General features: G+C 32.2%; 11 protein-coding genes. 10 read left to right on the top strand and 1 reads right to left on the bottom strand.

Annotated elements, in window-relative coordinates; translation table 11 throughout:
- The 10 genes from C4F50_RS17715 to C4F50_RS17670 all read left to right on the top strand — a co-directional run bounded on the left by C4F50_RS17715 (position 1) and on the right by C4F50_RS17670 (position 10,446).
- Positions 1-771, top strand: a complete 771-nt coding sequence (locus C4F50_RS17715) for a hypothetical protein (RefSeq protein WP_194139986.1) — start codon at positions 1-3, stop codon at positions 769-771.
- Positions 772-774: 3 nt separating this feature from the next.
- Positions 775-1,515 carry a hypothetical protein gene (locus tag C4F50_RS17710; RefSeq protein WP_194139985.1) on the top strand — a complete coding sequence of 247 codons (741 nt, stop codon included), beginning with the start codon at positions 775-777 and terminating at the stop codon, positions 1,513-1,515.
- A gap of 149 nt (positions 1,516-1,664) precedes the next feature.
- Complete coding sequence (locus C4F50_RS17705) at positions 1,665-2,684, top strand: T4 RnlA family RNA ligase (protein ID WP_194139984.1); 1,020 nt, start codon at positions 1,665-1,667, stop codon at positions 2,682-2,684.
- Between the two features lie 213 nt (positions 2,685-2,897).
- Positions 2,898-4,175 carry a class I SAM-dependent methyltransferase gene (locus tag C4F50_RS17700; RefSeq protein WP_194139983.1) on the top strand — a complete coding sequence of 426 codons (1,278 nt, stop codon included), beginning with the start codon at positions 2,898-2,900 and terminating at the stop codon, positions 4,173-4,175.
- A gap of 3 nt (positions 4,176-4,178) precedes the next feature.
- The gene (locus C4F50_RS17695; RefSeq protein ID WP_194139982.1) at positions 4,179-5,363 is read left to right on the top strand and encodes a DNA ligase-like domain-containing protein; all 1,185 of its coding nucleotides are present in this window, start codon (positions 4,179-4,181) and stop codon (positions 5,361-5,363) included.
- Between the two features lie 13 nt (positions 5,364-5,376).
- The gene (locus C4F50_RS17690; RefSeq protein WP_194139981.1) at positions 5,377-6,276 is read left to right on the top strand and encodes a phosphatase domain-containing protein; all 900 of its coding nucleotides are present in this window, start codon (positions 5,377-5,379) and stop codon (positions 6,274-6,276) included.
- Positions 6,277-6,726: 450 nt separating this feature from the next.
- Positions 6,727-7,524, top strand: a complete 798-nt coding sequence (locus C4F50_RS17685) for a TatD family hydrolase (protein ID WP_194139980.1) — start codon at positions 6,727-6,729, stop codon at positions 7,522-7,524.
- 44 nt (positions 7,525-7,568) lie between these two features.
- Positions 7,569-8,252, top strand: a complete 684-nt coding sequence (locus tag C4F50_RS17680) for a hypothetical protein (RefSeq protein ID WP_194139979.1) — start codon at positions 7,569-7,571, stop codon at positions 8,250-8,252.
- Positions 8,253-8,443: 191 nt separating this feature from the next.
- On the top strand, positions 8,444-9,595 hold the full coding sequence (locus C4F50_RS17675; protein ID WP_194139978.1) for a hypothetical protein: 1,152 nt from the start codon (positions 8,444-8,446) through the stop codon (positions 9,593-9,595).
- 92 nt (positions 9,596-9,687) lie between these two features.
- A complete protein-coding gene (locus tag C4F50_RS17670) occupies positions 9,688-10,446 on the top strand; it encodes a nucleotidyltransferase domain-containing protein (protein ID WP_194139977.1) in 759 nt (252 codons plus the stop codon).
- 96 nt (positions 10,447-10,542) lie between these two features.
- On the opposite strand, the gene C4F50_RS17665 is transcribed toward C4F50_RS17670, so the two are convergent.
- Entirely contained in the window at positions 10,543-13,359 is a 2,817-nt protein-coding gene (locus C4F50_RS17665) for an SIR2 family protein (RefSeq protein WP_194139976.1), read from the bottom strand.
- Positions 13,360-13,740: the final 381 nt, after the last annotated feature.

Genomic DNA, 13,740 nt, shown 5'->3' with positions numbered 1-13,740 from the left:
ATGAAAACCACATTTCCCTATCCCTATTATATTTATGGTTCTGACGATTCTACAGACAAAGACGTAATTATTGTTATCTCTAAAGAGGAAATGCCAAAAACGCAGGAAGAACGAAAGAATAAAATCCTTTTTCTTCTGAATGAATACAAACTGAACTGGAATGCAACATTCGCGGTTATTGAGAATGGAAAAATCAGCGATACTATTTATACCAAATCCTGGATCGATTCCCTCAATAACGCATTGCTCGAAACGTACTTTCTTCATGAACAAAAACATGAATTATTAGTAACAGAAAAACACATTAGAAACAAAACCCTGGCAATTTATAAAGCAGTTCGTACCGTTTTAACAATGCTGACAAGAACAAAATACAGAACTCAGATTCGACCAATTTTAAAGGGAATTCATGATTTTAATTTGAAACGAGAAGTTTTAAGTAAAATAGATTTTCTTTCTATTTCAGAATTCAATCAAAAAAATACGGCAGACGCTGCTGTCTGGAAAATCATCGCTTTTTATGTTGGTCAGAATATTGCTTTGATTGAAAGCGATCTTGAGATTTACACCAAGAAGAGTTTAGTAAAAACTTTTTCGGATTTGGAACCTTTTATTTATAGAAAAGAAATTTCAACAAATGAAAAAATAGTTTTGCAGCAATACATCAACCGTTGGTTGACTCTTCTGAACAATTTCGGTACATTTCAATCGGAAGATGGTTTTTTAGTTTGTAAACAAGAAAGAATCGATATGCTGAACGAAAAATTTTAAAAGATGAAAACACCAATTTATCAAATCTTTGGTTCTGAAAATTCGCTCGATGTCGATTTGGTGTTCTTTGTTGAAGAAATGCCCGAAACGATTGTAGAGAAACTTTCATTATCAAAAGAATTAACAGATTCTATAAAAGCAAATTTTCCCGAAAAAGTAATTAATGCCAATCTTGCTGTTTGCAAAAATGGTCGTTTAATCGAAGTGTATAAAGGAACAACAGATGAATTGAATAATTCCTTGTTTTATACTTATGGTTTTCATCAACAGGAATATGACAATCAGATTAATACACTTTTAAAACGCGATATTGATTTAAAATTTTTGAGAAGCACCAGAATGATTTTATCATTTTTAAGTAAAACAGAATATCGTGCTGCTGTAAAAAGTGCGTTGAGAAGCGATTTAGAGGAAAAAATACAGACATTAGAAAAAATAGATTTAAATCAGATTTCTTCTTTTGGAAAAAATACAAATTATCAAGATATTTTAAAATCAATAGCTTTTCAATTAGGACAATCTATTTCGCTTCATGAAGGAAACGAATTGTATACCAAAAATCAGATTGCGGAAAGTTTTCCAGAGTTAAGGAAATATTTGTTTCGGGAAGAGAATTGTGATTGTGAAAACTTGCAGAACTATCTTTTGAAATTTGCAGTAATACTTAAAAACAGAATGCCAAAAATGCCAAAGTTTTCAGAATACAAATACGAAGAACTAAATAAATTTAACTGCGCAGGATAACTGCGCATTTCGTTTTGAATCTTTGTTTTAAGATTAGGATAGAGTGACAAAGGCACAGAACTGCAAAGTGACAAAGTTTTACAATAGATGAAAAAAACTTTGTTTCTATGTGTCTTTACAGCTTTGTCACTTAAAAAAGATTAGAACACATGAACACAACGCTTTTACAAGAAATGATTTCAAAAAATTATGTACGGGTAAACAAACATCCTGAACACGATTTGTATATTTATAATTATACCCAAAATGCCCAGTTTGAGCGTGTTTGGAATGAAATCACCATAACTTGCCGAGGCTTGATTCTGGATGCAGAACTGAATATCGTGGCCAGACCTTTTCCTAAATTTTTTAATTTGGGTGAAATAGAAAATCAAGTGCTTCCAAACACAGCTTTTGAAGTTTACGATAAAATGGACGGTTCGATGGGAATTTTATATTGGATTGATGACGTTCCTTTTATAGCAAGCCGGGGTTCTTTTTCTAGCGAACAATCGGATAAAGCCAATGAGATGCTTCACGGAAAATACAAAGATTCCTGGTCACTTTTGGATAAATCAAAAACGTATTTGTTTGAAATTATTTACCCAGAAAACCGAATTGTTTTGGATTACGGAGCAAAAGAAGAATTGGTTTTGCTGGCTGTTATTGATACCCAATCGGGTGCTGAATTTGCGCTGGAAGATCTTGGTTTTCCTGTGGTTGAAAAATACGACGGAATTAAGGATATTTCACTTTTAAAAGAAATGGAACTTGCCAATAAAGAAGGTTTTATCATTAAATATGCAAACAACTTTCGGGTAAAAATTAAATTTGACGAATACTTTAGACTGCACCGGATTATTACACAGGTTTCTAATCTGAATATTTGGGAGTATCTAAGTACCAAACAGCCGTTTGATGAAATTCTGGAGCGCGTTCCTGATGAATTCTTTACTTGGGTAAAACTTACTAAAGCCGATTTAGAAAACAAATACCAAACAATAGAAAATCAATGTAAAATGGATTTTAAAGTGTTGGAATCGCGGAAAGAAACAGCATTTTATTTTTTAGAATGCCAATATCCAAAAGTTCTTTTTGCCATGCTGGACCAGCGTGATTATTCAGATATAATCTGGAAAATCATTCGTCCGGTATTTGAAAAGCCGTTTGCTAAAGCAGAAGAATTATAACGCTGATGACACGGATTCGCTATCGCGAAGACGCTGATTTACATAGGTTTTATTTATGAAACAAAATATTAAAAATCCGTTTTTTTCCGTGTCTTCGCGATAGCGAATCCGTGTCATCCGCGTACAAAAATTAGGAGCAAAGAAAAAAAAACAAAACTGCGCAGAATTACTGCGCAGTTCTAAAGCTATATTTGTACAAGCAAAACAAAAGCCATGATTATAAAACTTAAATCAGAAAATAAATTCTTTTTAGACATTCTTTACAAAAATCCCAATACAGACCAGGGACTTTATCTGAAAGAATTGAAAAACGGAATTGTAATAGGAAATGTAATAAATGAAACAGAATATCATTGTGTTTTTCTAGACGACAAAAAAAGTTATCTGCCAGAAGAAGGAAATCAAATCGATTTTCAAAGCTACTGCAGTCCGTTATTAGCGTTAAACATGATGACAGAATTTTTTAATCATCTGTACAAAGAGAATAATGTTTTAAACGAAACCGTAATTTCTTGGTTAGAAAAAAGTTATAACGATGTTGATACTGAAAAATGTACGATAGAAGTTCCTACTTTTTTTATTGATACCAATTGGTATAAAAACGGCAGCTATCTTTTGTCTAAATACATTGATGGAATTTCGTTGCAGCATAAAATCGGGAATAATTTCGAATTAAAGATAGAAGGAGCAACGGTAAGAGAAGCCGTTCAGAAATTTTCGCTTGTGGCGTTATTTACTCATTTTACCAACAGATATGCAGTTTACACGTTTATAGACGATTATTTTATCCAGAAGCATATTACGATGTTTACCAATCTTACCGGGATTCCGTATTTTGTGTTTTATCTTTTTATAAAAAGAATCATGCGTTCGCCGTTGCAGTTTGAAAAATTTAAACCACAATTGGAAGCGTATTTTGATAACGAAGTTCAGTTTGTTTTTACCGATACGCATCAATCGAGAAAAGAATTTATCTGCAGTAAAATTAATTTTGAAGAAACGGTTTTAGACTTTGGCTGCGGTGAATTGCAATATTTTAAGTTATTGAACAAAAAAGGATTCGAGAAAGAATATTATGCTTATGATGAGGTTGACTTCAAGCATATTGCAGAAAAAATTCAGGAAACGCAAAGAGCAGAAAATTTATTTTGGATTGAAAATAAAGCAGAACTTAAAGATTTTGATGGTCAGATCATCTTGAGCGAGGTGATAGAACACAATTCGATAGAAGAAGCAAAAGCGTTATTGATCTGGATTCGTGACAATACCAATTTCACAAGATTGTTTGTAACTACGCCGGATAAAGATTTTAATGTAAATTATGAATTGACAGAAGAATTTAGACACGACGATCACGATTTTGAATTATCAAATGAGGAGTTTAGAAACCTTATCGATGAAATTTTTCCAAATCAAAAAACATTTCATGGAGTAGGAGATTGTGTAAAAGGCATTTATCCGACCAGCGCGGTAATCATTCAAAAAAAGTAAAAGATGTTAGATCATAAAATAAGAAACAGAATAGAATGGTTTTGTAAAAATCAAATCAATGATTTTTCGCCGACAATTTCGCCGGCTCCAAAAAGCAAAACCAGAAATGAGATCGAAAGTATAGCCGAAGCAGTCAATTATTATTTGCAGCGCGGGGTAACAGAATTTGTAGTTCAAAAGAAATACATGGGTTCTTACTGTACTATTTATCTAAAAAGGAATCTGGAACAAACGTATTTTGTTTCTAGAAATGGTTTTAAAATTGAACACATCGATCTCGAAAAAGCAAAAGAAAGCCTCGCGTCATTACACGCTAAAATGCTCGATTCTTTTCCTGATTTCGAAACTTTGATTTTGGCTTCAGAATTATTGCCTTGGAAGGTTTTGGGCGGTGGTTTGATCGAGAAAGAGTTTACGGCTTATTACGATGCTTTGCAAACCCATCATTCGTATTTGAAATCGTCGGGATTGATTGAAAAATTGACCAGCGTGAAAAATGGAAACGATTTTACAGCCTATGCTGCAGATAAAAAGGCGCTTACTAGAAGAGAATTTGGCAGTAAACACAAGCCTCATATTGTGCGTCAGTACGAAGCTTTGCAAGCGGTTAAAATACCGAATTTAGAGAAACAGCAGGAATCTCTTAATGTTTTTAAAAACCAGATTGAAACTTTTGGAGTAGACGGCGCAATACATTTTAAGCCATTCGCAATTTTAAAAGTAGTAGGAGTTTCGGGTCAAGAGTCCATTCCAAACACTAATCTGACTTACGGATTGGTAAATGACGATGCATTTTTGCATTTAGAAATTACAGATTCGAATAAAGAAGAACAGCTGCAAGAAATGTATTCGTTTTTCGAAAAATTGACAGAAGCAAACGAAGAAGGTATTATGATTAAGCCGGTGCAGCATTATATTAAAAATCTGCCGCCGTGTTTTAAAGTCAGAAACAATAATTACCTGACGATGATTTATGGTATTGATTTCCATCAGGATTTTGATCATTATTTTGACAAGAGAAACGTAAAGAAAAAATTAGAACAATCTATAAACGGCTGGGAAATCAACCAAAAAATGCTTCAGATTCCGTACAAAGACTTAAACGAAGAAAATTATTTGATGCGTTTACTGCTTTTGAAAAGAATCAATAACGAAGAAATAGAAAAAACATTAGATCCAAGATTGTAACACGATTATAAAAATGAAAAAGACACCAACATTAACGCTATTAGTAGGCTGCCCAGCATCAGGAAAAAGTACGTTTGCCGAATGGAAAGTGCGTACAGAAGCCAAAACGATGCGTATAAGTCGTGACGAAATTAGATTTTCGCAGTTTCAGGAAGTGATGGATAATTCTGTAGAAAACATGATTTCTAAAATTATCAATGTGCAGATTAAAACCCTGCTTTCAAACGGCTGGAATGTACTTTTGGATACTTGTAATGTAAAGTTAGATTATATCAAACAGCCAATAACAGATTTTTCTGAAATGGCAGATATTGAGTTTAAAGTATTTGATTTACCGCTGGAAGAGCTTTTTATCAGAAATGAAAAAAGAGATCGAAAAGTTCCGAAGAAAGTGATCGAAAACATGTACCATCAATTGCAGAAAACCAAGGAAAAATTTGATTTTAAACCGATTAAAAAAGCAGCAAAAAACGTCGAATACTGCGAACAAAATCCAGAGCTGCCAAAAGCAATTATCTGTGACCTTGACGGAACACTGGCTTTGATGAACGGACGAAATCCGTTTGATGCCAGCAAATGCGATGAAGACGAAATCAATAATCCGGTAGCGAATGTATTGAGAAACTACAAGAAATTGGGGTACGAGATCCTTTTGGTTTCTGGAAGAGAGGACCGCTACAAAGAACCAACGCTGCGATTTTTGCAACAACACGAAATAGAATACGATGATTTAATCATGCGTAAAACCAAAGACAGCCGAAAAGATTCGATCATTAAAACGGAAATCTATAACGAGTTTATCAAAGATAAATATTTTGTAGAATTTGTATTAGACGATAGAAATCAAGTGGTTGATACCTGGAGAAATGATTTGAAGCTGCCGTGCTTTCAAGTGTATTACGGAGATTTCTAGAGATGTCTGTTTAACCGCAAAGGACGCTAAGATTTACGCAATCCCGAAGCCTCGGCACGCAAAGTTTTGTTCCGCATTGTATTGCAGAGGCGCACAGCAGTGCGTCTCACGCAAAGTGAATAAAAAAATAGAATGTCGCAAAGATTTTGTTTCACGCTTCCGCTGACTATCGGGATTACAGATCAAAGCAGATTTAATGGATTTTTTAAATAAATAATGTGCAATATCTGCTTAAATCTTTTTAAATCTGCGTGAAACTTTTTCGATAGTTATTGCATAAAAAAACTTAGCGTCTTAGCGCCTTTGCGAGATTAATTCATTCAACAAAGAAAAAAGAAAAAACTTCGAGCCTTAGTGTCTTTGTGGCACAAACAAAAAAATAACCGTTCCAAGAGGCAAAAACTTAGTCCCTTTGCCTCTCAGAACCTTTGTAACTTAAAAAGAAAAAAAATGACATACATAGACATAGGAATTAATTTAACCAATAAACAATTCCAAAACGACATAGACGATGTTGTACAAGACGCGGTAGATGCCGACGTAACCCAAATGATCCTTACCGGAACAAGCGTAAGAAATAGTGAAGAATCTGCCAAGATTGCCAAGCAGTATCCAGGAGTATTGTATGCGACGGCAGGAATACATCCGCATGATGCGAAGAGTTTCGACAATCAGAGTATTGCAAAGCTTCGGAAATTATTAGAACAGAAACACGTAATTTCGGTAGGCGAGTGCGGACTCGATTTTGACCGTGATTTCTCGCCCAGAAACAAACAAGAAGAATGTTACAAGGCGCAGTTAGAATTGGCGATCGAAGTTCAGAAACCATTGTTTTTGCACGAAAGAGCAGCTTTTAATTCTTTTATGAATATTACAAAAGACTATCTGCCGAAACTTCCCAAAGCCGTTGTACATTGCTTTACAGGAACTTTGCAGGAAGCCAAAACGTATCTCGATAACGGATTTTATCTTGGTTTTACAGGAGCCATTTCAGACAGCAAACGTTTTGCGCATTTAAAAGAAGTGATTCAGTACGTGCCGCTCGACAAAATGATGATCGAAACAGATGCGCCGTTTATGCTGCCAAAAAATGTTCCCAACAGCCTTTTAAAAAAATACCACGAACGAAGATGCGAACCAGCTTTTCTGCCGTATGTTGCTGGAACAATTGCCCAGTTTAAAGGAATTGCTTTGGATAAAGCAGCGGAGGAAACCACTAAAAACGCAACAAACTTTTTTAGCATTTAATACAAAAATCCCAAAGGGATGATATATTTAGAGAAATTATAGAAATGAAACCCGATCTCTTAAAAGAAATAAAAGCTGTAATTCCGGACTTGAAAAAAGAATGGAAAGAAAAATATGCCTTGTTTTTAGAAGACGAACATCTTGCGCTGTTTTCGTATCGATTGCTTTCCTTTCTTGATAAAAATGCAGCAATACAAAGAGAACCTTATTTTAAGGATGAAATCATAGTGCCGTTACCAGATAAAAGAGTTTATTTTGAAGCTGTTTTAGAAAGTTTTGAAAACGGATCGAATCAATTGAGACCCAATCTGATTAAAATGTTTGAAGAAACACCTTTTGAAATCCTGCTGCTTGTTTTAGGACAACGATTAACTTCTGCCAGCCGAAGAGACGAAACCGGAATTCCGCCATTGCGAAAAAAACTTATTGAAAGCTGTTTTGAACCTTATAACAAAGATATTTCGGTTGCAGTAAGAGCTTGGGAAAAACATGCGGGTAGAAATACAAAGAGTATTTTAGGAGAAATTAAAGGAAATAGAGAGCAAAAACGCCTATCAGCCGAGAAGCTGATTTATTTTATAATAGGCAATAAAACCTGGTGGAATGTATTTTACCATTACAAACACGATTTGGTTTACGAAGCAAGAATAGAAAACGGCCAAGGATTAAGATGGTCGGCTGATGGAAAACAATTCATCGGATTTTTAGAAGATTTTCTGGAAGAGTAGTTTCTTTTTCAAAATTTCAAAACTGCAGAGATTTTTTCTTTCAATTAAGAATAAAAAAAAGCTGTTATCCCGACAGCTATCGGGATAACAGCTCAGAACTTTAATAACTTTTTAAAAAATTACGTGTAATTACGTACTTCAAAACTACCGTCTTTAATTACATTTGAAATAACTTCAAATAAGTTTAAAAAATGAACATTCAAACAAGCAGATTAATTCTATTTTCGGCGGTATTATTCGTATTATTTTCCTGTAAAGAAGAAAAGAAACCCATAAAGATTAAAAAGAGTAATAAAAAAGAAGTAACTGCAGCCGAACCCGAACCTGAAAAGGAAGTTGAAGGCAGAATCCTGACAGAAATCCAGAGTAATTTTCTCCAACACGTCATGAGAGAAGATATCGGAAAACAAAAGTACGATTACCTGCAGACAGAAAAAGCCCCTTATTCGGTACATTTTACTAATGATGGCGATCCTTACAGTGTTTCTTATGACATTATAAAAGAGCAGGATTTTAACAATGACGGAATTGTTGATTATGTACTCAATGTCGATTCAACCGGAATGTTGGGCGGCAATGCAAATACCAATCAAACATTCGTGTATTATATCATGCAAGACGTAATTATTTATCAGGAAACGCATACCATTTTAGGATATGCGCCTTTCTCATATAACATAATTGACGACGCAGTATTTGATGGAGATAAATTTAAAGTCAAGATTACGCAGAATTTCAGAACTTACATGAATGACAACTTAAAATCTGCTTCTTTATCTTTTGTGTATAAAGACGGAAACTTATATGAAGAATCCTATTTGTCTGATTGTTTGCTTGCACAATTAGATTCTAAAACTATTTTTCATCACATACCCGAAGTTACTAAACGTGTACGCGATATCGAATGGCATAACTATACTGAAACGATCAGTGAAATCTACCAAAAAGGTGATACCCTTATTCATGCCGAACTCGAAGGCTGCGACAACTTATTACTGACTTTTGACACCGAATACAAAGTCGATAAAACCAAACTAAAAAACGCTGCATTTAGAAAAAATACGGCTTTAAAACTTTTACATTTTTTATCTGCCCAAACTCAGTTCTCTGTAGAAATAAATGAGGTGATCGAATACTTTGAAGAAAACCCGATAACAGATAAATATATTGAATCTGTTGAAGGATACGGATTCCGGATTTTAATTCAGCAGAATGATCCAAAACAGAATAAACTTCGTTTTTTAGTTCAGATTGACAAAATTGATAATCCCTATCAAAAAGAAAACTGGGAAATCGCAACACGCAATAAAACCGCACCCGACGAAGAAGGAGAAGGGGAATGATTTTTTTAAGGTTTAAAGGGGCATAGTGACAGAGAAAAGAAACAGAGAAAAAAACTTCGTGCCTTAGCGCCTTCGTGGCAAAAAAAACAACCATGAAAGAAAAAATACTTCAAAAACTAAAAGAAATAGAAAAACAGAAAGACGTAGAAATACTCTTTGCTATAGAATCTGGAAGCCGTGCCTGGGGATTTGCCTCTCCAGACAGCGACTACGATATCCGTTTTGTATACAAACACAAACCCGACTATTATTTATCGCTTTGGGAAAAAACCGATGTAATCGAATTCATGACCCAAGACGATCTTGACGGTTCTGGTTGGGACTTACGGAAAACCGTAAAGTTATTAGCAAAATCTAATGCACCTTTGTTGGAATGGTTGTTTTCGCCGGTTGTGTATTTTGAGAACGAAGATTTCGCAAAGCAAATGCGTGAGCTAGCCGTAGAATGTTTTTCGCCCATAGCGGTTTTGCACCATTATTTGGGAACAACAAAAAACTTTATGGAAGTCTGCAAATTGGAACAAGTAAAGCTAAAAAGCTATTTCTACGCCTTACGCACCGCACTGGCCGGAAAATGGATTATAGAAACCAATACATTTCCGCCCGTAGCTTTTGCCGAACTATTGCCAATTGCGCCGAAAAACATACAAGAAAAAATAGTAGAATTACAACAAATAAAAGCCAGCAAAGACGAAACCTACCTACACCCAAAAGAAACGTTGATAACCGATTTTTTATTAGAAACGGTACATTTTAATCAGGAAAATGCAACTAAGCTGGGAAGCGGAAAAAAGTTGAATGAGGAGTTGGATTTGTTTTTTAGGGAGATGATAAAAATGAAAAATTATTAATTGTAAAAGTATTTAATGTAGATTTGTACATCTTCTAGTTTTAAAAGCTTTTTGTTTATAATAAACATTTGTTAAAGAAGAGTAAAGTAAAAAATATTAAATAATTTTCTGATTGTACTTAGACATTAAAGCATTAAATTCGGGCTCATCTTTAAATTTATTTTTTACGTCTGGATATAAAGAATTGACATTTCCACCATCATTTAGTGAGATCTCTAAAAATTTATAAAAATTTACTGTATCTCCCATTGAGCCATATATTGTTGCTCGAGTTCCAGTAAAACTAACCTGTTTTTCTACTTTTTCAGCTTTTTCGATATATTCAAACGCTTTTTCAAAATTGCCAATTATTCGATAATAATTACTATAAACATTATAAATTTCCCCCTTTTCTTTACTTAAAGATTCAGCTAACTTAATATCCTCTAGAGCTTCATCATACATCAATAACGCCAGATAATTACTTGCTCTATGTATTAAAAATTCATCTGAGTCTTTAGTAATTTCCATGGCTTTATTTACATCGTAAATTGATTTTTGATACTCTGCATCATCATAATAAATTATAGACCTATTATAATGATAAGTATCATCATTAGGCTTAAGACTGATTGATTTTGTTAAATCTTCGGCAGCTTCTTTTCTATGACCTAAATTATTAAGAGACATTCCTTTATAGTTATAATATTTTTCTTGATTATTATCTATTATTAATAATTCATTTGCGATTTGTAAAGAAATGTTGAAATCCTTTTTGAATTCGTAATATAAAACAAAAAGTTTAGCTAGATTATTCTCGTTTTTAGGGTCTTTATCTTTTATTTTTAAACGTAAAGAAAACTCTTTATCCTTTTCTTTCTTATTTTTATAGCAGTTTGCTAAATTTAATAAATTTGAAATATCATTTTCATCAATTTTTAGAGCTTTTTTAAAATTTACAATTGCTTGTGACCATGTTTTTTCTTGCATGAAATGTGAACCTAATGCAGAATATTTTTGTTTTTCATTTAACAAATAATCTTTTAAGGGTGTTTCTGTTAATTTTAGTTGTGATTTTAGTTTTTCTTCATGTTTATACTTTGGATAAAACCTATAAAAACTTATTATTTCTTGAACATAGAGTGAATAAGGAAATAAAAATGAATTGTAATTTAAAATAAGATTTAAATCTGATTTATATTTTTTTTCTCTCTCATTATATTGGTCATCTTTTTGATTATTGTCTTTTGTTGTTGCATCACCACATATTAAATATTTTACTTGATCAGGAATCGGTACTTTATTTAAGAAAGATATAAAATTTTCTATATTATCTCCGTCGTACGTTTCATAAACTAATTCAAAAGCAGGGTTTTTTTCTTCATGATAAGGGAAAAAGTAATTAAAAGGACTTTCGTTAAAGTAAGGGTTATCGAATAGTTCTTCACCAATCATAGAAATATTATTTAATCCAGTGTTAAAGACCTTTATAATTGTTGAGCAAGCATCTTGTATTCTTAAATTTTGATTTAAGGATGCAATTTTAGCTTTAATTGCATTAAATTTCAGCCACTTACTTCCTAAATGGTTTAATGATAGAAATAAAGATGTCATTGCTTTTTCCCATACTTTTTCTTCATTATCATTTATGAAGTCAATGAGCAAGTTAATTTTTTGCTCGTCAGCTTTGTTAAAATGTATTAGACTACAACAAATTGCACTAACAATGACACTGCGATCATACCATTTATATTTATCATCATTGTTTCGTATTTTTTGAATTTGTTCTAAGGTCTGTTTATTCAATTTTTCAGAAGAATAAATAGTTTCAAACAGAATTTGTAAATCGCTATCTCTAAATGGTTTTTCAACCTCTTGCAGATAGTCCATTTTTCCAAATAATAATTTATCGAGTTTACTTCTTAAGTCTGTAAGTTCTTTTATAAGATCCTTATTACTCGGGTCATTTACTAGATCCTGAGTTTTTTTTGTAATTAGTTCAACAATATTATTTATATCATCTTTCGTTAATTGTTTTTCTTCTTGGTTTTTCTCCAGAATTATTAGAGGCGCTTTTTTTTTTTCAATATCTAACTTTATTTCTTTTAATTTTAAAAGATGATGTAATAAATCGTCTTCCCAATTTTTAATTTTTATTGGAATAACGTCGTATTTTATAAAGTCTTCATCTTTAGTTGTGAAAATAAAATGATCCTTGATTGAATAGCCTTTATAGATCTCTTTTATTTTCATAAATAAATCATTTACAAAAGGATCAGTTAGACTAAATCCTATAAATAATAAGGTTTTCTCTTTGAAATAAGTTGCCAATGTATCCGCATTATAATTTTCATTTTTATAAATATTTTTATAATCACTTTCAAAAAGAATAATAGATTTTGGATCTTCATAATCACCGTGTATTTTATAAAGAAATTCGGCATTATCAGATTGGCTTTTTAAACTTTGAAAAGCATTGGAGTTATCAAATATTTTTGGAGATATTGATTTTGGAATGTATTTTTCCAAAATTTTATCATAATTTGTGGTAATTATTTTATTTGAAATTTCCCATAATAAACTATGAATATTGGATTGTTCAGGTAATTTTTTTGAAATTTCTTCTATTTGGTAATTAATAAACTCTTGAGTTTTGATTTTAAAAATAATCCCGTTGTCTGAATCATTTTCAATTTTATTTAGCGCATCAAGTAAAGATTTACTATTATTTTTAACACCATTTAATATATTTTTGAAATTCGTATCTGATGTTAGACCATATTTCTTATCTAAATGATTAAGTATATCTTCTACAAGATTTTTCCAGGAAGGCATACCTAAAGGCATAGAGCAACCAGCACCTACAAATATTACTAAAGAATTATTTTTGATTGCATCTTCTAATTTTTGTGGAATAGATAAAGTTTCGGTCATAATTTAGTAGTTAGAAGTCAAAAATACATTTTTACAATTAATTAAAAAAAATCTTCTTAAAATAAATATTATATTAAATTTAGAAAAAAAAGAGAAAGATCAGATTTGTGATGTTATCGTAATATTTGAGGAGTAAAAACATAACAAAAACACTTTTTTCGCATATTTCGTAATATTTTTTTTAGTATTCAGTTTAATATTTTCCAAATATTAAATCTTATGTAAACCTTTGTAATGAAAAAGTTTTATAAAAATAAAAAATGACCATCCAAGACCTTAAATCCCAAAAGCTAATCCTTTCTGAAGCCATTTCCGCAAGTAAATCTTTTTCAGCCTAAACCCAAAATTCGTAAAACTCAATAAATTTTAAAACAACCATTT

Origin of the sequence: Flavobacterium hungaricum (genome assembly GCF_015182285.1) — a bacterium.
Classification (GTDB): domain Bacteria; phylum Bacteroidota; class Bacteroidia; order Flavobacteriales; family Flavobacteriaceae; genus Flavobacterium; species Flavobacterium hungaricum.
The sequence above is the reverse complement of the archived record's forward strand: the minus strand, read 5'-3'. Positions and strand labels throughout refer to the sequence as shown.

Coding starts and splice junctions, on each gene's coding strand:
- C4F50_RS17715 (WP_194139986.1), top strand. CDS start 1: ATGAAAACCACATTTCCCTATCCCTATTATATTTATGGTTCTGACGAT.
- C4F50_RS17710 (WP_194139985.1), top strand. CDS start 775: ATGAAAACACCAATTTATCAAATCTTTGGTTCTGAAAATTCGCTCGAT.
- C4F50_RS17705 (WP_194139984.1), top strand. CDS start 1,665: ATGAACACAACGCTTTTACAAGAAATGATTTCAAAAAATTATGTACGG.
- C4F50_RS17700 (WP_194139983.1), top strand. CDS start 2,898: ATGATTATAAAACTTAAATCAGAAAATAAATTCTTTTTAGACATTCTT.
- C4F50_RS17695 (WP_194139982.1), top strand. CDS start 4,179: ATGTTAGATCATAAAATAAGAAACAGAATAGAATGGTTTTGTAAAAAT.
- C4F50_RS17690 (WP_194139981.1), top strand. CDS start 5,377: ATGAAAAAGACACCAACATTAACGCTATTAGTAGGCTGCCCAGCATCA.
- C4F50_RS17685 (WP_194139980.1), top strand. CDS start 6,727: ATGACATACATAGACATAGGAATTAATTTAACCAATAAACAATTCCAA.
- C4F50_RS17680 (WP_194139979.1), top strand. CDS start 7,569: ATGAAACCCGATCTCTTAAAAGAAATAAAAGCTGTAATTCCGGACTTG.
- C4F50_RS17675 (WP_194139978.1), top strand. CDS start 8,444: ATGAACATTCAAACAAGCAGATTAATTCTATTTTCGGCGGTATTATTC.
- C4F50_RS17670 (WP_194139977.1), top strand. CDS start 9,688: ATGAAAGAAAAAATACTTCAAAAACTAAAAGAAATAGAAAAACAGAAA.
- C4F50_RS17665 (WP_194139976.1), bottom strand. CDS start 13,359: ATGACCGAAACTTTATCTATTCCACAAAAATTAGAAGATGCAATCAAA.